The 25,230-nt window shown below is 46.3% G+C and carries 26 protein-coding genes, 1 tRNA gene and 1 pseudogene; 13 read left to right on the forward strand and 15 right to left on the reverse strand.

Features of this window, described 5'->3' with window-relative positions; all coding sequences use genetic code 11:
• Positions 1 to 35 precede the first annotated feature (35 nt).
• On the reverse strand, positions 36 to 173 hold the full coding sequence (locus HMPREF3144_RS12020; protein ID WP_141742744.1) for a YHYH domain-containing protein: 138 nt from the start codon (positions 171 to 173) through the stop codon (positions 36 to 38).
• 49 nt (positions 174 to 222) lie between these two features.
• A complete protein-coding gene (locus tag HMPREF3144_RS06595) occupies positions 223 to 771 on the reverse strand; it encodes a hypothetical protein (RefSeq protein ID WP_070477067.1) in 549 nt (182 codons plus the stop codon).
• Positions 772 to 2,042: 1,271 nt separating this feature from the next.
• Here HMPREF3144_RS06595 and HMPREF3144_RS06605 point away from each other — a divergent pair.
• The 11 genes and pseudogenes from HMPREF3144_RS06605 to HMPREF3144_RS06645 all read left to right on the forward strand — a co-directional run bounded on the left by HMPREF3144_RS06605 (position 2,043) and on the right by HMPREF3144_RS06645 (position 8,016).
• Positions 2,043 to 3,086, forward strand: a complete 1,044-nt coding sequence (locus tag HMPREF3144_RS06605) for a YqaJ viral recombinase family nuclease (RefSeq protein WP_141742745.1) — start codon at positions 2,043 to 2,045, stop codon at positions 3,084 to 3,086.
• A 14-nt stretch (positions 3,087 to 3,100) separates the two neighbouring features.
• Positions 3,101 to 3,964 carry a recombinase RecT gene (locus tag HMPREF3144_RS06610; RefSeq protein ID WP_052043722.1) on the forward strand — a complete coding sequence of 288 codons (864 nt, stop codon included), beginning with the start codon at positions 3,101 to 3,103 and terminating at the stop codon, positions 3,962 to 3,964.
• A 73-nt stretch (positions 3,965 to 4,037) separates the two neighbouring features.
• Positions 4,038 to 4,325 carry a hypothetical protein gene (locus tag HMPREF3144_RS06615; protein ID WP_052043723.1) on the forward strand — a complete coding sequence of 96 codons (288 nt, stop codon included), beginning with the start codon at positions 4,038 to 4,040 and terminating at the stop codon, positions 4,323 to 4,325.
• Positions 4,318 to 4,764, forward strand: coding sequence for a single-stranded DNA-binding protein (locus HMPREF3144_RS06620; protein ID WP_070477073.1), 447 nt, complete (start codon positions 4,318 to 4,320; stop codon positions 4,762 to 4,764). The genes HMPREF3144_RS06615 and HMPREF3144_RS06620 overlap by 8 nt, the downstream gene beginning before the upstream one ends.
• Before the next feature lie 281 nt (positions 4,765 to 5,045).
• Positions 5,046 to 5,207 (forward strand): hypothetical protein, encoded by a 162-nt coding sequence (locus HMPREF3144_RS11710; RefSeq protein ID WP_156099014.1) that lies wholly within the window; start codon positions 5,046 to 5,048, stop codon positions 5,205 to 5,207.
• A 2-nt stretch (positions 5,208 to 5,209) separates the two neighbouring features.
• On the forward strand, positions 5,210 to 5,488 hold the full coding sequence (locus HMPREF3144_RS06625; protein WP_036560190.1) for a DUF551 domain-containing protein: 279 nt from the start codon (positions 5,210 to 5,212) through the stop codon (positions 5,486 to 5,488).
• The gene (locus HMPREF3144_RS06630; protein ID WP_036560188.1) at positions 5,485 to 5,853 is read left to right on the forward strand and encodes a DUF551 domain-containing protein; all 369 of its coding nucleotides are present in this window, start codon (positions 5,485 to 5,487) and stop codon (positions 5,851 to 5,853) included. The genes HMPREF3144_RS06625 and HMPREF3144_RS06630 overlap by 4 nt, the downstream gene beginning before the upstream one ends.
• Positions 5,850 to 6,110, forward strand: a complete 261-nt coding sequence (locus HMPREF3144_RS12025; protein ID WP_036560185.1) for a DUF551 domain-containing protein — start codon at positions 5,850 to 5,852, stop codon at positions 6,108 to 6,110. The genes HMPREF3144_RS06630 and HMPREF3144_RS12025 overlap by 4 nt, the downstream gene beginning before the upstream one ends.
• A 5-nt stretch (positions 6,111 to 6,115) precedes the next feature.
• Positions 6,116 to 6,730 carry a hypothetical protein gene (locus tag HMPREF3144_RS06640; protein ID WP_036560184.1) on the forward strand — a complete coding sequence of 205 codons (615 nt, stop codon included), beginning with the start codon at positions 6,116 to 6,118 and terminating at the stop codon, positions 6,728 to 6,730.
• Positions 6,731 to 6,865, forward strand: a pseudogene (locus HMPREF3144_RS12030) (helix-turn-helix domain-containing protein); the annotation flags it as partial.
• Between the two features lie 80 nt (positions 6,866 to 6,945).
• On the forward strand, positions 6,946 to 8,016 hold the full coding sequence (locus HMPREF3144_RS06645; protein ID WP_036560181.1) for a tyrosine-type recombinase/integrase: 1,071 nt from the start codon (positions 6,946 to 6,948) through the stop codon (positions 8,014 to 8,016).
• Positions 8,017 to 8,060: 44 nt separating this feature from the next.
• Here HMPREF3144_RS06645 and HMPREF3144_RS06650 read toward each other — a convergent pair.
• Together HMPREF3144_RS06650 and HMPREF3144_RS06655 are read right to left on the reverse strand one after the other, a co-directional pair.
• A tRNA-Asn gene (locus tag HMPREF3144_RS06650) sits at positions 8,061 to 8,136 on the reverse strand.
• Between the two features lie 303 nt (positions 8,137 to 8,439).
• The gene (locus tag HMPREF3144_RS06655) at positions 8,440 to 9,375 is read right to left on the reverse strand and encodes a cation diffusion facilitator family transporter (protein WP_070477075.1); all 936 of its coding nucleotides are present in this window, start codon (positions 9,373 to 9,375) and stop codon (positions 8,440 to 8,442) included.
• Between the two features lie 340 nt (positions 9,376 to 9,715).
• Between HMPREF3144_RS06655 and HMPREF3144_RS06660 the strand changes: the two genes are divergently transcribed.
• Positions 9,716 to 10,552, forward strand: coding sequence for a class I SAM-dependent methyltransferase (locus HMPREF3144_RS06660; protein WP_070477076.1), 837 nt, complete (start codon positions 9,716 to 9,718; stop codon positions 10,550 to 10,552).
• 15 nt (positions 10,553 to 10,567) lie between these two features.
• A complete protein-coding gene (locus HMPREF3144_RS06665; RefSeq protein WP_018026285.1) occupies positions 10,568 to 11,533 on the forward strand; it encodes a 2-hydroxyacid dehydrogenase in 966 nt (321 codons plus the stop codon).
• On the opposite strand, the gene HMPREF3144_RS06670 is transcribed toward HMPREF3144_RS06665, so the two are convergent.
• The 11 genes from HMPREF3144_RS06670 to scpB form a co-directional block, all read right to left on the reverse strand.
• Complete coding sequence (locus HMPREF3144_RS06670; RefSeq protein WP_371441267.1) at positions 11,534 to 12,451, reverse strand: DMT family transporter; 918 nt, start codon at positions 12,449 to 12,451, stop codon at positions 11,534 to 11,536. It lies immediately after the preceding gene.
• 24 nt (positions 12,452 to 12,475) lie between these two features.
• On the reverse strand, positions 12,476 to 13,819 hold the full coding sequence (gene brnQ, locus HMPREF3144_RS06675) for a branched-chain amino acid transport system II carrier protein (RefSeq protein WP_070477080.1): 1,344 nt from the start codon (positions 13,817 to 13,819) through the stop codon (positions 12,476 to 12,478).
• 90 nt (positions 13,820 to 13,909) lie between these two features.
• Positions 13,910 to 14,116 (reverse strand): hypothetical protein, encoded by a 207-nt coding sequence (locus HMPREF3144_RS06680; protein ID WP_018026282.1) that lies wholly within the window; start codon positions 14,114 to 14,116, stop codon positions 13,910 to 13,912.
• Positions 14,117 to 14,213: 97 nt separating this feature from the next.
• Positions 14,214 to 16,037, reverse strand: coding sequence for a translational GTPase TypA (gene typA / locus HMPREF3144_RS06685; protein WP_018026281.1), 1,824 nt, complete (start codon positions 16,035 to 16,037; stop codon positions 14,214 to 14,216).
• A gap of 9 nt (positions 16,038 to 16,046) precedes the next feature.
• Positions 16,047 to 16,808 carry a tRNA pseudouridine(55) synthase TruB gene (gene truB / locus HMPREF3144_RS06690; RefSeq protein WP_036560163.1) on the reverse strand — a complete coding sequence of 254 codons (762 nt, stop codon included), beginning with the start codon at positions 16,806 to 16,808 and terminating at the stop codon, positions 16,047 to 16,049.
• 3 nt (positions 16,809 to 16,811) lie between these two features.
• A complete protein-coding gene (gene rbfA, locus HMPREF3144_RS06695) occupies positions 16,812 to 17,234 on the reverse strand; it encodes a 30S ribosome-binding factor RbfA (RefSeq protein WP_018026279.1) in 423 nt (140 codons plus the stop codon).
• A gap of 12 nt (positions 17,235 to 17,246) precedes the next feature.
• A complete protein-coding gene (infB, locus tag HMPREF3144_RS06700; RefSeq protein WP_070477081.1) occupies positions 17,247 to 19,988 on the reverse strand; it encodes a translation initiation factor IF-2 in 2,742 nt (913 codons plus the stop codon).
• Positions 19,989 to 20,059: 71 nt separating this feature from the next.
• Positions 20,060 to 21,562 (reverse strand): transcription termination factor NusA, encoded by a 1,503-nt coding sequence (gene nusA / locus HMPREF3144_RS06705; RefSeq protein ID WP_070477083.1) that lies wholly within the window; start codon positions 21,560 to 21,562, stop codon positions 20,060 to 20,062.
• Positions 21,559 to 22,074, reverse strand: a complete 516-nt coding sequence (rimP, locus tag HMPREF3144_RS06710) for a ribosome maturation factor RimP (RefSeq protein ID WP_018026276.1) — start codon at positions 22,072 to 22,074, stop codon at positions 21,559 to 21,561. Before rimP ends, nusA begins: the two co-directional genes overlap by 4 nt.
• A 281-nt stretch (positions 22,075 to 22,355) precedes the next feature.
• Positions 22,356 to 24,140 (reverse strand): 23S rRNA pseudouridine(2605) synthase RluB, encoded by a 1,785-nt coding sequence (rluB, locus tag HMPREF3144_RS06715; RefSeq protein WP_070477085.1) that lies wholly within the window; start codon positions 24,138 to 24,140, stop codon positions 22,356 to 22,358.
• Positions 24,141 to 24,158: 18 nt separating this feature from the next.
• Positions 24,159 to 24,872 carry an SMC-Scp complex subunit ScpB gene (gene scpB, locus HMPREF3144_RS06720; protein ID WP_036560151.1) on the reverse strand — a complete coding sequence of 238 codons (714 nt, stop codon included), beginning with the start codon at positions 24,870 to 24,872 and terminating at the stop codon, positions 24,159 to 24,161.
• Between the last annotated feature and the right edge of the window lie 358 nt (positions 24,873 to 25,230).

Raw genomic sequence — 25,230 nt, forward strand, 5'->3', positions numbered from 1 at the left:
TACGAACTAACAGCTTTCCGAGGCTGTTTACACCCCTAATGACAATGCCTTCCCCCATTCTTGTTGTCATTATGACAGCCGTTTCTATCAGTGCGTCCACTGTGGGCATGTGCCGGCGAGATAACAGATAGTGTGACCAAACAAAGCATAAATGCAGCGATTAGTTTTTTCATAAGTGTTTCCTTTACATATTATTGGATTATTGACAAGGTTTGGCGTCGCCTAACTGCTTTTCCTAAATCCTGCTGCAATCCATACGATCGTATAAAACATTATCCACAGCAAGGCGACCGGAACAATAATAAACGAGAAAATATAAAACAACGCTTCCGAATAACTTATGTCTTTAGCGCCGTCATAATAATAGTCACCCTTGCCAGGTTCCTTTATACCAAAATAATTAAAAACCTCTTTTTTCTTTGCATAATAGCTAGATCCCACGTCAGCTTTTGCTAAGCTTTCAATTTTCGCCTTAAGATCATTGTGGCCATACAAATAAAAATAGATGGCTTCATCACTATACCCTTTTTCCCTTATCTTTTTTAAGACAACATCACGCCACTCGTCTCCTGACGCGTTAGGGTCTCGACTATTCTGACTTGGCTCACGTTGTTTCTTATAGTCCTCTACAAGATTAAAAATTTCGCCCCCTTTTTTATGCATTTGAATTTTGTAATGAATATTTGAAACGGGTTCATATATCAAAAAACCGCCAGCAATAGCAAAAATAAAGCTTAAAACAAAAACTATTCTAAAAAAACCTTTTTTCACAAATAAGCCTATTAATCAAAAATCAACGTTACACATTATTACATAATCAACTTTCGCATATGCTTGACTTATGCTTTATCTCTTGCTAAAGTTAATACAACAAAAGCGAAAATGCTTTAGCAAACCGAACATCTCGGTATAAAGATGGAGCCGAGGACGACGCCTCTAACAAGGAAGAATCGGAGCAGGAAACGGGAGTTAGCTTGGAACCGGAGTACTTAAGCTGCTACGTGCCAGTATCTGGGAACAGCGTAGCAAATAGCTTTAAGCGTTTTCTTGGAGAGCGTTTAAAGGTGTTGATTGAACTTAGGTGAGAGATTGCGGCGTAGAAAAAGGCGGAGTGTTCTAGGCACCCCGCCTGATTCTAGTAGGTCACAACGAGAATCAATATCGCGATTGCGTAAACAATCTTTGCGATATCAATATTAACGTTCACCTTTACATGGGTCTTTTTCATCGCAGTAAGCATCCGAAAAAAGTCCATGCCGGCACGGACATTAATCCGTTGTGTATTTGTATAGCGCCCTTGCTGGCGCTTGCGGATAAGCCTCTAGAGTCCTTTCTCCGCACAAGGTTCGTCATTGCTCACAGGCCTAGCCTGTCGAGGTAACTAGCCTTGTCGGCTTCTAAGCGCTTCGGTGGTTCGCCTCACGAACGCCTTAGCAGCTTTAGTCACCTTTAGCGGTTTACTAGACCGCAACCAAGGTTAGTAGCCTTGGCATAGTGATTATAGCCGAGCAATCTCTCACCTAAGTTCAATTCCAAAATGGAACACACCAACAAGCCCTACTTTCAGGGCTTTTTTAATGCCCGAAACTAGGAGAACGCATTAAAACCCGACTTTGCTTGTGCTAACGAAAAACGTTAGACGTGAGCTGATTCTTGTCTGGTAACAGAAAAAGGATAGTAAGGGATCTTTGAGAGTCAGCTCACGTGTAGTGAATAAGAGAGAGGAAAGAACATGAACAAGTTAATCAGTATCCTAAATTTCGCGCCGTCATCATGCGCTGAGTGCGAACACTCAACACTAGTCCGTGACTACTACGGCACTGGTGACAGCCCTAGTTGTCACCACTGTAGAGCTGATGATTGCGAGTACCAAGAGGCTAGGCACGATCTGCTTATTGAGTACGAAACAGCGTGCGAAAAGCTGGACACATTAGAAGTGGACAGTCCCGAATTTAAAGCGCTTTGGATCGATATTAGTGATGCCGAGGCAGTGCTAGAAATGGATTTTGACTGGGTGTAGATATGAGTAGATCAGAATTAATTTGGGAAATTATCGGGTGCGTGAGCATGGTGCTATTTCCGGTTGTCTGGTGGTTTGCTTTGGTTCTTTGGAGTTTATTATGAATAGAGAGGAGTTTTTAGCACAAAGACGTAAAGGTATCGGGGGTAGCGACATCAGCGCCCTACTCGGCCTTAATCCGTGGAAAAGTTCATTTGGGCTGTATTTAGATAAGACCGGTCGTTTAGAAGAAAACCTAACGCCCGAGCAAGAAGAGCGCATGAAATGGGGAACCATCTTGGAAGACGTTATCGCCAAAGACTACGCAGAGCAACAAGGCGTAAAGATTCAGCGCATCAATCAGCAGATGACGCACCCTAAGCATGATTGCATTGTCGCAAACGTTGACCGTGTCGTACTGGACGATGGTGCACGAGCGCGCTTTGACGGTGAGCGAGTAAAAGGCGCTAACAAGGTTTTAGAGGTCAAAACCGCTAACGCATTCGCGATGAATAGCGATGACTGGGGCGATGAGGGCTCAGAGGTTGTGCCGACAAATTACTGGCTACAAGTGATGTGGTACATGGGTATCACACAGTTACCAGTCGCTGATATCGCTGTGCTTTTCGGCGGTCAACGCCAAAAAGTATTTACAGTTGGTTTTGACAAAACTGTCTTTGATGACTTGGTGAGTCAAGCTGTTGAGTGGTGGCAAAAGCACATCGTAGCCGATATGCCACCAGAGCCTACTAATGAGTATGAAGCAAAGCTTAAATGGGCTAAGAGTAACGGAGCTGAAATCCAAGTAACAAGTGATGAACTCGACTTAATTAACTCCTTAAAAGAAATTCGACTTTTAAAGAATTCTTTGGAAGAGGAAGAAAAAGAGCTGCGAGACAAGCTAATCCCTGCCCTGCAAGACGGCGAGATCATCATGCACGGTGCTGAGAAACTTGGCACGTATAAGAGTAATAAAGACAGTATCGTCACCGATTGGAAATCGGCTTATGAAAGCTTAGCGCCTGACGCTGAACACATTAAACACTATCAAACCGTGCGCACAGGAGCGCGCATATTACGCATCTAACTAGGAGAGGAAACATGGAACTACAAATTACGACTGGTGGATTAACGCCCACCAATTTAGGCGAAGCTATGCAATTAGCAGAAATCTTGGCACAGTCTACTATCGTGCCGAAAGACTATCAGCGCAACCCTGGCAACATTCTTGTCGCTATTCAATGGGGTGCTGAGCTAGGTTTAGCGCCAATGCAGGCAATGCAGAACATTGCAACGATTAACGGCAGACCGTCAATTTGGGGTGATGCGATGTTGGCACTTGTTAAAAACGCCCCCGAGTTTGTGAGCATCAAAGAAGAGTATGTCGGTGAGGCGGACGATCTGACCGCTGTTTGCACAGTCAAGCGCCGCAGTGCAGATGGCTCAATTCATGAGTATGTTGCGACATTTAGTATGGAAGATGCAAAGAAAGCCGGACTCTTGGGCAAACAAGGCCCTTGGACTCAATACCCTAAGCGCATGCTGCAAATGCGTGCCAGAGGCTATGCGCTACGTGACATGTTTCCTGACGTACTTAAAGGTTTGCGTACGACTGAAGAAGTCCGCGACATGCCGCCAGAGAAAGATATGGGCGAGGTTGAGGAGGTCGCAGAAAAAGAAACCAAATCAGTGCGTGAAAGAGTACTAGCACACTTGAATAAGACTAAGCAAGAGCCTAAGTCACAAGCCAAAGAACAGCAAGCACCGGCAGATAGTAAGCCATCGCCGGCCGAGCTACTTATCATCAAACTGGACAGCGTAGAGACTGCAGAGCAGTTAAAGCCTCTGTATGACGAGTGCAAAGAGTTTGCTACCGATGAGTTAGCGCCTGAGATTAAAAAAGCGTATCAAAACGCTTTGGCGCGTATCAGAGCAGAAGATGCCGAGATGGTCGAAAGCGAATAATCAAACAATAGCCCCTACTCAGGGGCTTTTTTGTGAGAGTCAAATTACACATAAATTTACACAAGGAACTGATATGAGCGAGAAAGTTAAGAGACCCACAGGAGGACAGGCGTTCCCACGACCATTAAGCGTTTCACAGGGAGCCGCAGGTGACCATCAGATCTTAGCGAGCGAACAAGATGGCATGACGCTACGTGATTATTTTGCAGCCAAAGCGATGCAGGGCATTATCGCAAAGGACGATTATAGTTATGCCTCTGACCTATCCAAAACGGCGTACTTGATTGCAGACTCAATGCTTAGGGAGCGAAATAATGTGGGAAACACCCCCACTCGCGTGAGGAAGACGAAACATGGCTAATTTAAACAAAATCTTAATTATTGGTCGCTTAGGCGCTGACCCAGAGGAACGCACTACCCAATCGGGCATGTCAGTATCAAACTTTAGCGTAGCGACAACCTATAAATCAAAGCAAGGTAAGGAGACTGAGTGGTTTAAAGTTACGTTCTTTGACCGCTTGGCTGAGGTTTGTAATCAGTATTTAGCTAAAGGCTCTCTTGTTTACATCGAGGGACGCATTAAAACAGAGAAGTATACCGATCGTGACGGCATTGACCGTTACGTAACCAAGGTTATCGGCGAGAAACTGCAAATGCTAGGTGGGCGTGATGATAATCAGCAGTCTAACAACTGGGGAAGCCAAACCAAAGGTGAGACTGCTACTAACAGCTACGCACAGGCTAAAGGTAGAGCAACAGCCAGCTCGGTTGATGAGCTAGAAAGCGATATGCCGTTTTAATTTTCGGGGCTCAATATGAAATTTATCATGAACATCATTCATAACTACAAAAGTTTGCGTAAGTCATGGGCTTACGAGAACGACAGCCGATTAAAAGTGCTTAAAGAAGCGTTTAACTGGTCTCGTCATAACGTTAGGTACTAAACACCATGTTACCGACATTCATGTCGCTAACATAAAACACACAATCGTATCCTCCTCCTTTGTGGATAACGGCGCTTGAATAGTGATTCAGCAAGGGCTAGCCAGATAGCCTATTTTTACTTATTTAGGAGAAATAAATGATGGATTTAGATTTCGATAGCTGGTATAGCATTTTGTTATCACTAGCCAGTAAACACGGAGAAAACGTCAGTGACGAGGACGCATGGCGTGAAAGCTTTGACGATGGCAAATGGCCAGAAGATGCTTTTTATGATGAGTACCCTGAACATAGGAGCTAAACATGAACATCAGAAAACTAGAGGACTTTTCCAAAGAAGAGCTGATTGAGCTTATCAAGCAGGAGCGTGAGGCTTGCGCTCAACTCGTGCCGATTAGCGTTGATGAGCGGTTGCCAGAGGCTATGGGAGAGCGTAATCCATGGTCTGATGACGTTATTGTTTACACAGAATCCGGCGATTGTCATGTGGGTTGTTTTGTTGGCGGTGATTGGATTGATCATCACGGCTTTGATATTGAAAACCCGACACATTGGCTACCCATTCCGGAGATTGAGAGTTGAGTAAAAATATTAGAGTGAGCAACTTATACGAAGAATGGACACATTTTTTATCAAAAATCAATTTTAAAGAATCATTTCTAGATGATAGAGCCATTCAATTTATGAATGATTTCAAAAAGAATTTAGAAAACACAATAGAGGTAAAGCAAGATGCTAGCGGTTGGATTAGCGTTAAGGATGAGTTGCCAAAGTTCGATACGATCGTGCTTGTTCATAGTCCTTATGAATATAGGAAATATTGGCTTGCTTACTTACAGGAAGCCTACATTAATTACACAAAAACTGGTAACCCTCTTTTCAAACGAGTAGACGGCAATTTGTATGAGGCTACGCACTGGATGCCCATTCCGGAGATTGAGGAATGACTAAATGGATAAGCGTAAAGGACAGGCTTCCTGAGTTTGGAGAGCTGGTTTTAACATACAACCCGACTACAAAATATGACAGTCAAAGAATAATGGTGTCAACCCTAAAAAGCAACTATATAAATGATCCAGATACTGGCAGACCTTTATTTCTTGTTAAAGTGCTAAATCCTTTTGGTTTAGGAGGGTACTTGCATGATGTATCCCATTGGCAACCATTACCAGAACCCCCTTCAGTCATGCATAAAGAGGAGTAGGAAAAATGTTAAAACCATTCAAAATTAAAGTTGAAAATCCTGAACACTCAGAGGCAATTCAGGAATTTGTATTTAAGCATGGATACACTTGGTGTAGCGGAGACAACCAAGCAACAGATATGTTTTACCCATTTCTGTATTTGTCTCAAGATTTGGAGTATAACGAAGAGAGAGTAAGCCTAAAAGCAGGAGAATATGAAGATCTTTTTGATGAGGATAAACTGCCAGAAAAGTGGTTCTACGATGGGAAATTACAGGACAAGCCAGAGGTAATAAATGACCCTCGCTCATATCTTATGTTGCTACTTGGTACCGATGAGGATATCGAGTACAAAAACAGCGATGGTGAGTGGAAGCCGTTTGTAATTAAGTCAGATTACCGCATCAAACCAAAGCCGCGCTACTGTAACGGCGTGGAGCTTGACGAATGCCTGACCGAAGCTCCGGAGATTGGCACTAATTACTATTACCCTGACCCAATGCATATCGATTACTACAATCTCAAGCCGTGGACTGGCGATGCGGATGACATTTACTGGCTTGAGATGGGCTTTGCTTATGGTTCTAGTGAGTCCGCTGCCAAGCACGGTCATGCGATGGGAATAACGACGGAGGGATAAATGGAACGTGACTTAACAATCAAAGAAGTCGCCGAAATTACCGGCTTTAGTTATAGAACTATTTACGACAACAGACACAAACTAAAAGCTTATCAAATCAATCCGACAAAAAAAGGACATTGGCGCATCAAACGCGAAAATATCGACAACCTCTATAAGATACAGCATAATATGACGTGTATGAGGTTGGCAAGTGACGAACAGGAGCAATCATTATGTCAATCTACAAACAAAAAGGATCTGAATACTGGTACGTTGATGTCACAACGCCAAGCGGCAAACGAATTAGACGCTCTACTGGTACGACAGATAAAGCCAAGGCGCAAGAGTACCACGACAAACTTAAAAACGAATTGTGGGAAATTGAGCGCTTAGGTGTTAAACAGAAGTACACGTTTGAACAAGCTGCGGTCAAAATGCTTGAATTATCAGCAGAACAAGCAGATTACGCAACGAAACTCAGGCATGTAAAGTACTGGCGCGATGTTTTCGGAGGTCGCACTATTTGTTCTTTAACACAAGCAGAGATACTAGACAATCTACCGACACATTTCGACCGCTACGGTAAGAAATGCGTAACTAGCAACGCAACAAAGAATCGCTATATTGCGACAATACGCCGAATCTACAACGTAGCGTATGAACTAGGCTGGGTTGATAGTAGATTACGCACGAAAAACTTTAAAGAGCGTAAGAGAAATATTAGATGGATAACAGCATCTGAAGCAAATCGGCTACTCGACTGTATACACAATCCATGGATGCACGCTATATCTGAGTTTGCTTTATATACCGGATGCCGAGCGAGTGAAGTTTTAAATTTACGCTGGTCAAACGTAGATTTAAATAGAGCAACAGCTTGGATTGAAGCACCTGATACTAAATCAGAATACGCCAGATCAATACCTCTTAACCAAGTAGCAATGAAAGTTCTTTTACATAGGAAAGGCATTCATAAAGAGTATTGCTTTGGTCGTGTTAATGATGTTCCATCGAATGACATAGACCGGCGCATTTTTAATGCAGCTTTACGTAAAGCAAATATCGATTCATTTACGTTTCACGATTTGCGGCATACATGGGCAAGCTGGCATGCTCAAGCGGGAACGCCGCTAATGGTTCTTAAAGAGCTTGGTGGATGGGAAACTTTAGAAATGGTAATGAAGTACGCCCACTTAGCAACAAGTCATTTAGCGGAGTACGCTGGTAACGTTTCTAGCGGCGAGCACAAAAAAAGCACTACGTCATATTTACGACATAGTGCTAATTTAAAGCTAGTATCTTAAAACAGTGAGCCCGTCATAACTCATTGTTTTATTTATAAAATCTTTGGCTCCCCCAACTGGACTTGAACCAGTGACCTGCGGATTAACAGTCCGTCGCTCTACCGACTGAGCTATGGGGGAACTGAACTAAGTAAAATAGTATTATGCAACTATTAAACAGATATTGCAAGTCTTTTTTAAAGAATTTTTAATTTTTATTGTTTAAATGTGCGTTTTAACAACATTCATAAAAACAGCGATAAAAACTCAAACACTTTTTAAGCAGCAAGTGATTGCTTTAAACGTAAAACCAAATCACTCACAAGGCTTAGCAGACTTGAATAAGTGCATAACTGTAGCACATATTGCAAGCTTAGGGAAGTCATATGGCTAGTTCACAAAAAAACCACTTCCCAGCTTCGCTCTTGAGAAGACGCAAAGGTCTTAATACGTGCCCGTTTCTTTAGCCATTGCAGGTGCTGCCGGCTCAGGAAAATGTATTGGGTCAAAGTGTGTCAACACACTCATTACCAAAGGCACCTCGTTTTTAATCCGTGCCTCAATCCTATCAGAAATATCATGCCCCTCGGCAATGGTCATTGTCCCTGGCAAATCAAGATGCAGCTCAACAAGGATAAAATCCCCTGCTTTACGCGTTTTAAGATCATGAAAATCAACCACACCGGGCGTTTCACGAATCGCATTGCTAATCTTATCCAAGGTCTCCTTATCCACGGAACGGTCGGCCAAGTCCATTAAGGCACTCCAGCCCATTCTCAGTCCCATAATAGCAATCATTGAGCCGACAATTAGCGACGCCACCAAATCCGCATGCATAATACCGAAAAAATGCGCCGCTAGACCAATGGCTACAACCAATGATGAAATGGAATCCGAACGGGCGTGTAGCGCATTAGCCATCAGCATGGCTGATTCAACCCGCTTTGCTTCGTGTGCCATATAACGGTATAAAAGCTCCTTAGCTACAATAGCCACCAAAGCAATAAAAAAAGCAAGACCCGCATTAATTTCGAGCACCACCCCACTTTGCATTCGCTCCACACTGGTCATAATAATCTGCGCCCCAACCACAAATAGCAGTACCGCAATGATCAGCACGGCAATGGTTTCAAAGCGAAAATGTCCGAATGGGTGCTTAGCATTTGGCTTTTGCTTAGCAAAGCGGTTTGCGACTAATACCACGACATCCGACACAAGATCGGATAAGCTATGCAAAGCATCTGCAATCAAAGAATATGAAGAGGTGATTAAACCGAAGATTATTTGCAGTATCGTCAGCAGTATATTTACTAAGACACTGACAAAGGTGGATTTATTCGCCACCCAACTTCTTTCACTGGCACTTACTTTAGCCACCATAAACCTAGCTTCCTTAAAAAATCTATCTCTCAGCCCGATTGATTCATCGCACCGCGTCAATTTTGAACATTGTAGCTGATTTTATTTCAGCACCATCTAAGCTATTTAATAATCAATCTCAGTCCCAATCACGAATTTAGCCTTAGCTTAATTAAGGTGGAAAATGACTTTCAAAGCAACTTTAGCTCAAGCGGTTTTGCTATAATCAAAAAAAATACATGACTAAGCAGCAATCACCCAAATGATTTCTCCGCTAGCTTTCTCTTTAAATAACAACATCAATCGAGCAAAGTACAGTCATCCGCAGTGCACATAGAGCCACATGGCATAAGGAGGCGCAATGACAAAGGTACTTTTTAATTTAAAAAATAGGGTCGCAGATACTATCATGCTCACCTTATACGCTCGTGCCCTTGAGTCACAGCAGACTCACCCTATTCTTTATGATGAATTTGCCCTCAAATTAGTGGCGCAGATTGATTATGATTTTTCAATTTTTGACAATATCAGCACCACAGCGGTAGGTGTCGCAATACGCAGCAAGCATTTTGATACGATCAGCCATGAGTTTATTGAAAGCCATGCACAACCAATCGTGGTGATTATCGGTTGTGGTCTGGATACACGTAAACAACGACTAGGCCCCATCGCTGATAAAGCAGTATTTATTCAATTAGACTTGCCGGAGGTGATTGACTTTAGACGCCAGCTATTACCACCTGGACCTAATGAGCAGCTTATCCGTGCCAGTTTATTGGAAACAGCATGGATGGACGAGTTACTGGCACACTATCCACAGGGTGATTTTCTTTTTATCATTGAGGGTGTGCTGATGTATCTTAGCCAGGAGGAGAATCAGCAATTCTTTTATGCGCTTGCAGAGCGTTTTATCGGGGCGCAGCTGCACTTTGATATATTCAACCAATGGATGAGTCAACACACAGCTTGGCATCAGGGTGTCAATCGCACCCAAGCCTGCTTTAAATTCGGCCTCAATAACAGTAAACTGATTGAAAGATGGCACCCACGACTACACCAAGAAGCCTCGTGGCTTTTAAATGATTTCCCCGAGTGGTATCGCATGGGACTTCCCTTTGTGAGCTTATATCTGCTATCTTATCCTATTCGCACCGCTTGTAAATTTCTTAAATTCACCATCAAGCAGCCAGAGAATTAAGCAGGAGTTTTTCACGTGAAGCCGATTTTATTAAGTTTATTAAATATCGCAGCCGAGGATAAAGCAAGGCTCAATGCGCACTATGAGATTATCGAGATTAAAAATTTAGATGAGGCTTCTACGCTAAGCCCTGAGACCTTAGCACGGGTCACGGCACTGTACGGCTCGGCCACTAAGCCATTGAGCCTCGAATTTCTTGAGGCGCTGCCTAATTTACAGGTCATTAGTAGCTTCGGTGTCGGTTACGATCCCTATGATGAAGACTATATCCGCCGTCGCCAAATCCGCCTCGGCTACACGCCCGATGTCTTAAATGACTGTGTGGCTGATTTAGCCATGGCCCTGATGCTAGATGTGGCTCGTCAAGTTAGCGTATCCGATCGCTATGTGCGCGCAGGTCGCTGGCTGAGTGACGGTCCCTATCCGCTAGGCGTCAGCGTGACGGGCAAGCGCCTAGGTATTTTAGGCATGGGTCGCATTGGTTTAGAAATCGCAGCGCGCGCCAAGGGTTTCCGCATGCAGATTTATTATCATAATCGCAACCCTCGCCAAGATCTGGCCGAGGACTATCACTATATCGCCTCGCCCATTGAACTCGCTAAAGCTGTCGATTATTTAATCGTCGCCACCCCAGCCACTGCTGAGACTGAGAAAATTGTCAATCAGCAAGTATTAGAAGCGCTCGGACCACAATCCTATTTAATTAATATTGCGCGCGGTGCGGTAGTTGATGAAGCCGCCTTAGTCAAGGCATTACAAAACAAAACCATCGCTGGCGCTGGGCTGGATGTTTTTGTTAATGAGCCGCAGGTACCAGAGGCCCTCTTTGCCTTAGACAATGTAGTGATCACTCCGCACGTAGCCAGTGCGACGGTAGAGACGCGCAACGCCATGCGTGAACTATCAATTCAGAACTTTCTACACTTTGCCGAGTTCGGTGAGGTCAAAGTAGCCGTGCCTTGGGCGCAGTATGGTGAGTAATTAGCGTAAGCCTCTACCGCCACGCTTAGCCTTGCGTTTCAAACCATTCAAACGCAATTCACTCACAATCACGCCAAGCACGATCAAGCCGGCACCGATAATGGACAAAAACGGTAGACGTTCACCATAGAGTCTACCGAAAACCCCACCCCATACCGGCTCAGCAGCATAAATCAAGGTTGCCCGAGTGGCTGAAACATGCTTTTGCGCCCAATTCATGGTCGTTTGTATCACTGCACTAGCAAAGCCCATCAATAATACAATCGCCATCAAGCCCCACGAAAAATCAGGCACCTGCTCACCCACCCCGGCGGACACAGTAAAAGCAATGATTGAGGTAACCAACAACTGCAGCACCGTGACACGAATTAAATTAATTTTACCGGCATAGCAACTAATTAAAATAATTTCAGCGGCGATAGCGAGCGCACCTAAAATCGTGAATAACTCCCCTCGCCCAAGTAGCGTACCTTCCAAACCATCAGGGCCAGCAAGACAAGCTAAACCCATAAACGCAAGCATAATGCCCAAGGCATGCAGCCGAGTCGGACGTCGCTTTAAAAACAACCATTGCAACAAAGGCACCAATGGCACATAGAGCGCAGTCAAAAAAGCCGATTTACTACTGGGAATCGTCTGCAATCCCAATGTCTGTAGACTATATCCTAGAAATATACAAACACCGATCGCGATACCTGCCTTTAGCTCCTCAAAACTCAAGCCCCTTAACACCTTTGGCGAACAAAGTGCGACTGCAGCCGCTGCGCAGGCAAAGCGCAAACCCACAAAGAAAAAGGGCTCGCTCATACTCAGCGCGATCTGCACAATCAAAAATGTGCCGCCCCAGAAAACCGTAATTAGCATTAAGGCCAATTCGGCTTTACCGAATGGCCTATACTCTGTCGAAGACTGCTTCACCAACACACCGAATTAAAAAAGCATTTAGCTCACGGTTTTTTTAAGACCCGCAGCAGATAAAATCAAGCCTACAAGCATACCCAGCAAAGCCGGTACAATCCAGCCTAAACCAATCGCATGCCAAGGTAAATAACTCGCTAACCACGCCTTGGCCTCTGGGCTAAGCGTAAATGCCGCATCCCACGCATCTACCAGACTAACCGCAAGCGTTGCCAGCATGGTACAAATATAGACAATACGACGACCTTTAAAGAGCGAATTGGCAAAGGTCAAAAGAATTAGTACAACCGTCAAGGGATATAAGAGCATCAATACCGGAATAGAGAAATTGATGATCCCTTCGAGCCCCTTATTCGCTAAGCCACAAGAAATTAATGTGAAAATAATCACAAACAACTTATAACTGAGCTGTGGCATCAACCGACTAAAATACTCAGCACACGCAGCAATCAAGCCCACCGCCGTACTTAAGCAAGCCAACAGAATGATCACCAATAACAGCAAATTACCCATGCTGCCCCAATAGTAATGAGCCGTTTCAGAGAGCACGGCGGCGCCGTTAGACAGCCAGCCAGTCACCTCCACACTGCCTGCACCCAAATAAGTCACTAAACCATAAACCACGGCTAAACAAAGCGCTGCCAACAAACCGGCACCCATCGTTAGGCGCATCAATTGCTCATTCGCTTTTACCCCTTCGGCTTGTAACACACCAATCACAACAATCGCAAACACTAAGGAAGCCAAGGCATCCATGGTTTGATAACCGGCTAAGAAACCCTCAACTACCGGGTGCATCGCATAGGCACCTTGGGGGGCAGTCAGTTCACCCATTGGGTCAAGCAACGACTTAAAGGCTAAAATCGCAATACTCACTAATAGCACGGGAGTTAATATCTTACCAATACGGTCTAATAACTTACTGGGGGACATCGCCAGCCAGAAAGCCACTGCAAAAAAAACGATACTAAACAGCAATAAACCCCAAGTACTAGATGTCTCCGAATCTAGATATGGGCTCACACCAACCTCATAAGCCACCGTAGCCGTCCGCGGCATGGCAAATAAGGGACCGATAGAGAGATAAAGGGTGACAGCAAAAAAGACACCAAAAAGCGGACTCACACGCGAAGCTAAATGCTGCACATCACGAGCGCCTGAGTAAGACATGGCCAAAATACCGAGCAAAGGCAAACCGGCACCGGTGAGGACAAAACCCATGACCGCTTCTAAATAATTGGCTCCAGCCTGCTGCCCCATATGCGCAGGGAAAATAAGATTACCGGCACCAAAAAATAATGCAAACAGCATTAAGCCGGTGCTAACAAATAAGGCTAAGGGTGATTTTTTTGACGCTTGAACGGACATAAAAATGATATAAATTTAAAACAAAATAAACAATAAAATCCTAGCACAAAACAAACAAAGTGCCCTTGCTACTAAAGCCAAGGATACAACTTAGTACCACCGATAAAGCGCAAACAGCAAGCTCACAAAAATCGTCAAGGCAATAATGATTTTCATCATCAGATCGCCATTGATCCCTAGCCATTTAAAAAAAGCACCAATGGTACTTTGCCAGTAAATATCAACGCTACGACTGAAAAATCGCAAAACCCAAAAGGCGATAAGAAATAAAAATAAAAAACGAATAACAACTGCCATCGCAAGCCACTACAATAAAAAAGACGACCATCATGATTTTACTACGAGGTCGTCTTTTAGTTCAGCAACACAAGTCTGTTGACTTGCTTACACGCATTTATGCATTTTCCTCACGAGCGGCACGCTTACGCTCATGCTCTAATAAATAACGCTTACGCAAACGAATACTCTTTGGTGTGACTTCAACCAATTCATCATCGTTAATAAACTCGACTGCATACTCAAGCGTCAATTGCACTGGAGGCGTTAAGCGAATCGCTTCATCATTACCCGAGGCGCGCACGTTAGTGAGTGCTTTAGTACGGATGGGGTTCACCACCAAGTCATTATCACGATTGTGAATACCCACAATCATGCCCTCATATAAAGGCTCACCCGGTGATACGAACATACGACCGCGATCTTGCAAATACCAGAGCGCATAGGCTACCGCTTCACCATGATTCTGACTAATCAGTACGCCATTACGACGACCACCAATCATCCCCTCTTTGGCCGGTGCATAACTATCAAAGATATGACTAATCAAACCCGTCCCATGCGTTAAGGACATGAACTCCGTTGAGAAACCGATGAGGCCACGTGCGGGGATACGGTATTCGAGACGGGTACGACCACGGCCATCTGACTCCATATTTAATAACTCACCGCGACGACGACCGATCTCCTCCATGATGCCGCCCTGATGATCGTCATCCAAGTCAATGGTTAACAGCTCCATCGGCTCACAGCGCACCCCGTCAATCTCGCGATATACCACACGCGGACGAGAAACCGCCAATTCATAACCCTCGCGGCGCATATTTTCTAATAAAATGGTTAAATGTAATTCACCACGACCGGCCACTTCAAACACCGTTTCATCATCCGTATCACGCACACGCAAGGCCACATTCGTCTTAGTTTCACGCTCTAAGCGCTCGCGAATTTGACGACTGGTGACAAACTTACCTTCACGACCCGCCAGTGGTGAGGTATTCACCATAAAGTTCATGGTTAAGGTAGGCTCATCAATTTTTAGCATGGGTAAGGCTTCGGGATGATCAACATCACATATGGTGCAACCGATACCAATATCCTCAATCCCGTTAATCAAGACAATATCACCAGCCTGAGCCTCTTTAACCAACTCACGCTGTAAGCCCTTAAACTTAAGCACTTGGTTAATGCTGGCATTAAACTGTTTGCCCTCTGGACCAAATTTTACCGTGACTCGCTGCCCTGGTTTGATAGTACCGCGATTAACCCGACCAATGCCGATAACGCCCACATAGCTGTTATAGTCTAAGGAAGTAATCTGTAACTGTAAGGGCTCATCGGCCTTTTCATCACGCACCGGCACATACTTAAGAATCGTTTCAAAAAGTGGTGCTAGGGTTCCCTCACGTACATCTGGCTCCAAACCAGCATAACCGGATAAGCCTGAAGCGTACACAATCGGGAAGTCCAACTGTTCATCAGTCGCACCTAGCTTATCAAATAGATCAAAGGTCACATCAATCACATGATCCGGACGCGCACCTGGGCGGTCGATTTTATTAATAACCACAATCGGCTTTAAACCTAAGGCTAAGGCTTTTTGCGTCACAAAACGCGTTTGTGGCATCGGTCCTTCAACCGCATCCACCAGTAACAAGACCCCATCTACCATTGACAGCACACGCTCTACTTCACCACCGAAGTCAGCGTGTCCCGGGGTGTCAATAATATTAATATGGGTACCCTCATACTCGACCGCACAGTTTTTGGATAAGATCGTAATACCACGCTCTTTTTCAATATCACCGGAGTCCATCACACGGTCATCAACCGCCTCATGGGCTTCAAAAGTACCGGATTGGCGTAACAACTGATCAACCATTGTTGTTTTACCATGGTCAACGTGAGCAATAATTGCAATATTACGAAGCGCTCGGCTCATAAAGATTTCCTATTTTAAAAGTTTCTCGGGCACCCAACGAGCGGGTACTTTTTCTAAGGGAATTAAATGTTGTTGTAAGGTGGCGGGATCAGTTTCCACCTCAGCGTGTAGTTGGTCGAGGGTGACGGCATTGTCCAAATGAAAATCGCCAACGCTTAAACGACGTAAGGCCTTTAAATACGCAAAGCAGCCAAGTGCTCGACCAATATCCTGCGCCAAGGTGCGGATATACGTCCCCTTGGAGCAAGCAACATCAAGCACCAGCTGATCACCTGCCAATTCAATTAAATCAATGCTATAAATCGTCACTTGGCGTGGCTCACGCTCAAGCTCAATGCCCTGTCTGGCATATTCATAAAGCGGCTTACCATCCCGCTTTAAGGCTGAGTGCATCGGTGGGATCTGTTGAATCTCGCCAATAAACTGCTGCAGCACCGCTAATACTCGGTCTTTAGTTAAATCAATGCCAGCAAGTTCAGCTTGGGCTACTATCTCACCAGTTAAATCACCAGAATCGGTTTCCGCTCCCAGACTTAAGGTGGCACGATAGCTTTTATCGGCTGCCAACATGTTGGTCGATATTTTAGTTGCTCGACCAAAACAGCAGACTAATAAGCCGGTGGCAAAGGGATCTAAGGTACCCGTATGACCGGCTTTGTTGGCATTAAACAGCCGTCTCGCACGTTGCAATGCCTGATTACTGGATAAATCAACGGCTTTATCCAACAACAAGACCCCCGTGATATCCTCACCGCGACGTCTTCTTGCCATGAACTACCCCTTGATTTCAGTATTGTCAAAGGCGTCTAATTCACCATCATCAGCCGATGACTCAACGCCCATCGCCTTATCAATTAAGCGACTCATTTCGATGCCACGCAATAAATGATCATCATGAAAAAAACGCAAGGTCGGCACCGTATGAATATGCAGCATTTTAAATAATAAAGAGTGTAAATAACCCGCCTTTTCATTTAATGCTTGCTCTGACACCTCCGGCGCTTGACCAATGACCGTAAAGTATACTTTAGCATGCGCATAATCAGCGCTTAATTCTACGTGACTTAAGGTAACCAGACCCACAGCGCTCACACTCAGTTCGCGCTGGATCAAACCGGCCAAGTCCTTTTGAATTTGCTCGGCCAAGCGCGTATTGCGACTGCCGGCTTGCTTGGCCTTAGACTTATGTCTACTCATAAAAAACTCTAATTAAAGACTACGTGCAATCTCTTTGATTTCGAAGACCTCAAACTGGTCGCCAATCTCAATATCATTATTGCCACGTAAGGTGATACCACAATCAAAGCCGGAGCGAACCTCACGCGCATCGTCCTTGAAGCGCTTCAAGGAATCCAAGGCACCTGTCCAAATCACCACGTTATTACGTAATTGACGGATGGAGGAATCACGTCGCACCACACCCTCAGTCACCATACAACCAGCAACCTTACCAATACGAGAAATGGTGTACACCTCACGTACCTCGACCATACCGATCACATCCTCACGCTTCTCTGGCGCAAGCATACCGGACATCGCCGCTTTGACCTCATCAATCGCATCATAAATAACATTATAGAAGTGCATATCAATGCCGTTTGTCTCAGCCACACGGCGAGCCTGTACATCAGCACGTACGTTAAAGCCGATAATGACTGCATTCGATGCGGTTGCCAAGTTCACATCACTTTCGGACACGCCGCCCACACCGGAATAAACCACATCTACCCGCACCTCATCGGTTGACAGCTTTTGCAATGACTGTACTAAGGCCTCTAAGGAACCCTGTACATCCGTCTTCACAATTAAGGCTAAGGTCTGTAAGCCCTCTTGGATATTATCAAACATGGACTCCAGCTTCGCTGCTTGCTGACGGGCTAATTTCACATCACGATACTTACCTTGACGGAATAAGGCAATTTCACGTGCCTTACGCTCATCAGGAATCACCTGCACTTCATCCCCTGCCTTAGGCACATCGGATAAACCTTGAATCTCGACCGGATAGGAAGGACCCGCTGCTTCGACCGCCTGGTTATTTTCATCCACCATAGCGCGGACACGACCATAGCTAGCACCCGCTAACACCACATCGGTACGACGTAAGGTACCGTTTTGTACCAAAATTGTCGCCACCGGACCGCGGCCTCTATCTAGTTGTGCCTCAATCACAATACCGCTAGCAGGAATATCTTCTTGCGCTTTTAACTCCAATATCTCGGCTTGTAGTAAGACGTTTTCTAATAAATCATCAATGCCTTGACCGGTTTTAGCAGACACCGGCACAAAGGGCACATCACCGCCGTACTCCTCAGGAATCACGCCCTCAGCAACTAACTCCTGCTTCACACGCTCAGGATTGGCTTCCGGTTTATCAATCTTGTTGATAGCAACAACCATCGGCACATTAGCCGCTTTAGCGTGACTGATCGCCTCACGTGTTTGCGGCATCACGCCGTCATCTGAGGCAACCACCAAAATCACCACGTCGGTTACTTCGGCACCACGTGCACGCATTGCGGTAAAGGCCTCATGCCCCGGGGTATCGAGGAACGTCATCCAGCCACCCTCGGTCTTAACGCGATACGCACCGATATGCTGCGTAATACCGCCGGCCTCACCAACTGCTGTTTTTGAGCGACGAATATAGTCAAGCAAGCTGGTTTTACCATGATCCACGTGACCCATCACAGTCACCACGGGAGCGCGCGGCACCAATGGCACGTCACTAAAGTCAAAACCCTCTTCCAAGAAGGTCTCGGGGTCGTCCAATTTGGCTACCACGGCCTTATGCCCTAATTCCTCCACCACAATCATGGCGGTTTCCTGATCCAAGACCTGATTGATGGTAACCATTTGGCCTAACATCATCATGCGCTTAATCACTTCGGATGCCTTAACTGACATCTTATGTGCTAAGTCGGCAACGGTAATGGTTTCCGGCACATGAATTTCACGTGAGATAAACTCTGGCTCAGGACGTGGTTGCTGCTGTTGACGTTGACGGCCCCCGCGGTTACGATTACGCCCACGACCACCGGCGGCGCGCCAACCGTCTTCCTGCTCAGCAGCGGCGGCACCGCCACCACGGCGCTCTTCAGCAACGGCTGAACGACGGCCACGGGCACCATCGGTAAAGCCACTGTCAGCCCGATCGCCACGACGTGATGGTGTGGAAGATTTGCTTTCTTTTTTAGGTGCCTTTTTAGTTTGTACCTTTTCTTCGGGCGCAGCTTCTGCACGCATCGCCTTGCGCGGTCGATTTAACATGGCACTAATGGCTTGAGCCTCTTCCTCGGCTTTGCGGCGCGCTGCTTCGCGTGCTTCTTCAGCCGCTTGCTCGGCTGCCGCTTGCTCGGCTGCCGCTTGACGAGCCTGCTCATCTGCGGCCTTGTTAGCGGCTGCAGCCGATTTTTTAGCCTGCGCTTCAGTGGCTTGTTGCGCTTGTTGCTGAGCTGCACGTTCCTCCGCCTTGGCCTTAGCCTCTGCGGCTGCTTTGCGCTCAGCCTCAGCCTTTGCTTTGGCCTCTTGCTGTGCTTTCTCCTCAGCTAATTTAGCCTCTGCGGCAGCCTTGGCTGCTTGAGCCGCCCGAGCCGCTTCCTCTTCAGCCGCCTTCTTCATGGCAGCTAAATCCTCGGCCTTGCGTTGCTCAATCGCGGATTTTTGCGCATCTAAAGAAATACTACGTCGCTTACGCACCTCAACCTGCACACGGCTACCATCAGCCTGACGGATTTCCGAGGTCTTACGACGAGTAAGTGTAATTTTCTTTGCTGCTGAACCAGTGCCGTGACTTGATTGCAGTTTATCCAACAATTTTTTCTTGGCCGCTGGCGTCACAATATCATCCACAGAATTAAGCTCCACCCCGGCAGAACGTAATTGCTCTAATAACGTGTCAGCAGGCATATTTAAATCTCGGGCGAATTGTGAAACAGTAATTTTAGTCATTCGGCTCTCTTTATCAACAACAAACTATTTTATATAAATTAATCAATCCGATGCATCAGGCACGGCACTACTTACTTAGAGGTACTATCCTCAGCCCCATCTTCAAACCAATGGGCTCGTGCTTTACTAATCAACTCAGCCGCAACCTCCGGCTCTAAACCGGTGTATTCAACTAACTCATCGGTCGCCAAATCCGCCAAATCATCGCGACTACGAATGCCACGATCAAACAACTCGGCAATAAGCGTCGGAGTCAATTCCTCGAACTCACGCAGATCCGGCGCTTCTTCTAGCTTTTCCTCAGTTTCAATGGCTTGTACCAGGAGTGAATTACGCGCACGACTACGTAACTCATTAACCAAATCCTCATCAAAACCATCAATGGACAATAGCTCTTCGACTGGCACATAAGCCACCTCTTCAAGACTACTAAAGCCCTCGTCAATCAAAATTTCAGCGATTTCGGCATCAACATCCAACTGCTCAACAAAAAGCCGAGAAAGACGCTGATTCTCCTGCTCCTGACGTTGCTGACTCTGCTCTGGGGTAAGAATATTAATCTGCCAACCGGTCAACTCCGAGGCAAGACGCACATTTTGACCACGTGTACCAATCGCCTTTGGCAGGTTCTCTTCATCAACCACCACATCCATGGAATGTCTATCCACATCAACTAAAATCGACTCAACAATGGCTGGCGCCAATGCACTAATCACAAATTGCGCCGGCTCGTCATCCCATAAAACAATATCAATCATTTCTTCGCCGATTTCCTTACGCACTTCCATCACACGTGAACCACGCATACCGACGCAAGTACCAATCGGGTCAATCCGCTTATCGTAAGCTACCACCGCAATTTTAGAACGCAAACCAGGCTCACGCGAGACTGCTTTAATCTCTAATAAACCCTGCTCAATCTCAGGCACTTCATTTTCAAATAGCGCACGTACAAACTCAGGTGCAGTACGCGAAACAATAATTGGCTGACTACGTGACTCACGATCTACGCTGGTGATATAAGCGCGTACACGGTCGCCATTGCGTAAATTTTCGCGAGGCAACATCTCAGAGCGTGGTAGACGCGCTTCCACACGACCACTTTCTAAAATCACATCGCCACGGTCAAGGCGCTTCACCGTACCGGAGAAGATCTCCTCACCGCGCTGTAAAAACTCCTCTAAAATCTGCTCACGTTCGGCATCACGAATACGCTGCATAATCGCCTGACGAGCAACTTGCGCCCCAATACGGCCGACTTCGGCAGCACCCAAAGGCTCAACAATATACTCACCCACCTGAATGCCTGGCTGTATCTCTTGCGCATCCGAGTAGATCTCCTGACGATCTGGCTCCTGCAAACCGGCCTCATCAGGCACCACTAACCAACGGCGAAAGCCTGAGAACTCACCGGTACTACGATCGATTTTAACCACCACATCGGCACCCTCTTCGTCCAGCTGTCTACGCATCGCTGACGCTAAAGCAGCCTCAACCGACTCATAAACCACATTGACATCAAGGGATTTTTCACGTGCTAGTGAATCCACAAGGATTAAAATTTCTCGACTCATTTCTTTTTACCTTTTCTGAAATCTAGTACAGGATCCAACTTAGCTTTTTCTACATCGCTATAACAAAAAAGCAAAGTCTGAGTATTTTTTTTATCTTCAATTATCAAACTAAAAACAGGATTTGATTCAGCATCTGCTTTGGCCGCTAAATCCTCTGGCAGCTCTGCTGGACCAGCCTCTAACACACCAGTAAACACCTTGCGATTATCAATTGCGTGGCGCAAACGACACTCTACCCGCTGACCAATAAATCGCTTAAAATCTGCTATCGTACGTAAAGGACGATCAACCCCTGGAGAACCCACCTCCAGACGCTTATAGTCGATATCCTCCACCTCGAAGATACGCGACAAAAGACGTGAGACCTGCTCACAGTCATCAATCGTAACACCGCCCTGCTTGTCAATAGTAACGCGTAACAGGCCTAACGGCGCACGCTCCACCTCAACAAGCTCAAGCTCTAAGGCAAGCCCCTGAATGGCTTGCTCAGTTAGGGTAAATAAATCACTCATACATCAGAAATAAAAAATGGGCTTAAAGCCCATCATAAACAATCAGCCACTGCTATCGCCCATGTCGAGATAGAACTCAAGACACCAGCGAGGGCCATAGGCTCTGCCATATGATATCGGTGATATCAGCTAAATCAATCACAGTCACAGCAAAACGATCGACTTTAAAGGCTACTCGCTATAACGCTAATATAGTGGTTTGCAAGTAATTATAACAAAACAATCAATTACTTGCTAGATTATTGTGGCAAAGGCCATAATTCACTATAGAATGAGGCCGGCTAATTAGGTTTATCGTAATCCAGGCTTGGGCGACGCTTTTTATGCTCAATTTTCACATCCCGCGGCGCACGACGCTGATAGGCATAATCCAGTGCTGCATCGCTTAAGATCGGCTCATGCCCACCGGCTGCCGGACGGGCATTACGCCGCGCACCAGCGCGCACCGCCTTTTGTGGCGCCGTCACAGTCCGCGCACGATGACGAGCAGAGGCGGCATCAGAGCCAGTAACCGTCAAGGCACGACGCTGATAAGCACCGGTCACTGCGGTGGCGCGACTGCGGCTTGGTGGCTGAGCACCCTCAAATCCCGGCGGCATCGCATTAGCGTTAGAGATTGGCTGGCGTGGTTGCTGACGAGCTTGACGCGTAGATTGCCGGCGAGCATTTCTACCCTTGGGCGCCCCTTCGGCTTCTGGTAGGACCATACCCATCTCAGCCATCAAAGCCAAGACCACATCTACCTCTAGTTCCTGCCAACGACCACGACTCAAATTGCGAGGTAAGCTAATATCACCAAAACGGGTACGCAACAAACGTGAGACGGTCAGGCCAAAGCTGTCGAACATCCGCCGCACCTCTCGATTACGTCCTTCAAATAAGGTGACACGATACCAACGATTACTGCCCTCTCCACCAATAAAGTCGACCGTGTTAAATTTGGCCGGACCGTCTTCTAAGCTAATACCTTTGAGCATTTGCTCGCGTTGACTATCTTCGAGTTCACCTAAAATGCGCACCGCATATTCACGCTCATAGCCGTAACGCGGATGCATCATGCGATTAGCAAAATCACCGGAGGTAGTAAATATCAACAAGCCTTCGGTATTTAAATCCAAACGACCTACCGATAACCATTTGCCACTTTTTAAATTTGGTAAGCGAGAAAATACCGTTGGGCGACCTTCAGGATCATCGTGCGTCACAATTTCACCGGCTGGCTTGTAATATAAAATCACCCGTGGTGGGCGCCCTGCGCGCGGACGTCGCACCACACGACCATTGACCTTAACCACATCCTCTTGACCCACACGCTGACCCACATGCGCAGGCTCTCCATTGACGCTAACACGACCAGCAATAATTAGTTGCTCCATGTCGCGACGGGAACCTACACCCGCATCAGCCAGCACTTTATGCAATTTAGGTCGAATTTGATCGTTGTTTAAAAACTTGGCGACACGCTGCTCGCTGTCGGCCGCTAGATTGTAACGACCTAAATCAAGTTCCTCTTCTTGTAATAAGGCCGTATCCAATGTCTCTTCGATAAACTCAAGCGCCTCTTTTGAGCTTGAGCGACGTGCTTGACGACGCATTGCGTGAGGCTTGGCTGACTTGCCATCTTGCGCTTGGCGTGGCGCCTGCGTACGACCACGACGCGCACCAGACGCTGCGGATTTAGTGTGGCGCCGCGCGCTTTGCTGCGACGCGACTCGCTTGCCACCAGCAGATGCGCTTGCTTGCAATCCCTCAGAGGGTGAACTCATCGTTGGCGTGGCAGTCAGCTCCACTGATTGCGCATCTTTGGATGGCGAAGCACGACGAGTACGACGACCAACCGACTCGACTTGACGATCACGACGGGTACTAGAAGCACCGCCAGGGCGGGATTTTTTAGTAGAAGCGGCTGCCTCAGTATCTACTGTAGCACCCTGAATTGCTTGTACATTGGCTTTAGCCTCAGCACTGGCATCAGCACGGCGGCGACGAAAAGGCGTTCTCAACTTACGTCCACGACGCTGTTCAACAGGCTTAGTAGCCGAGGTTTGAGTTGTTTCAATATCCATTATTATAAATAAACCTACCTATTGATCACTTTCGGATCGATTTTCTAATTGTTCATTGACAGGCGCTATCTCATTGGCACTGCCTGCCGTCATCACCACCTCATCGTCCGAGGATGAACTAAGCTGTTGTGGCGCTTCCCCCGCTTCGCCAAGGGCCAGGGCTATTTCCTGCTGCAAGGAAGCGTATGATTCATCATCTGCGACCAAAGCATCATGAAAGGACTCTAAAGGTGGCAAATCAGCACGTGATTGCAAACCCAAATCGCTCCAAAACTGCTCAGTAATACCGAGCAATGAAGGGCGCCCCGGACCATCTCGATAGCCTACGACCTCAATCCATCCTCGATCCTCTAAGGTTTTAATGATCTGCGAGGAAACGGTAACACCGCGAATACTTTCAATATCTCCCCGGGTCACTGGATAACACCAAGCGATAATTGCTAATGTCTCCATCACAGCTCGAGAATATCGCGGCGGTCGCTCCGGATTAATTAATTCGAAGTACTTTTGCATGGCCGGTCGGCTCTGAAAACGCCACCCCTCAGCCACCTCAACCAATGCCAAGCCCCTATCCACCCAAGCCAATTGCAATTGCTCAATGGCTTGCAGCACCATCGCCCGATCAACTTCCTCGTGTTCGGCAAATAACTTGGTAATTTGATTAATACTCATCGGCTCATCGGCGCATAACAAAACCGCCTCTACGACTCGCCCAAGCTCTGGTAGATCCATGAATTTAAATAACGGGGGACAAAACTCAGTCTAAGGTATCGCTGTCACTTGGATTGATTCTTTTTAAAATTCCCAAGCACTCTGTTGATGAGACATTTTAGCAACATCCGCTCGGCTAAAGCAATTTAAAAAGACATTTCTGACAATAAAAACAACGAACAAGCACAATTAAACACCCCAGATAGCCTTTTACTATGTAAACACACCCTCGGCATTACTCAATTCCTGCCCACTTGTGCGTCTGCACACTCAATTGCCAATGCACCTTATTTGCTTGATCAGTGACATTGAGTAAGCCTATCAAACGAATCGTCTGATGAATATCAATGCTAGAGATTAAGTTTATAAAAAAGCTACA

The organism is Oligella sp. HMSC05A10 (assembly GCF_001808335.1).
Lineage (GTDB): Bacteria > Pseudomonadota > Gammaproteobacteria > Burkholderiales > Burkholderiaceae_B > Oligella > Oligella urethralis.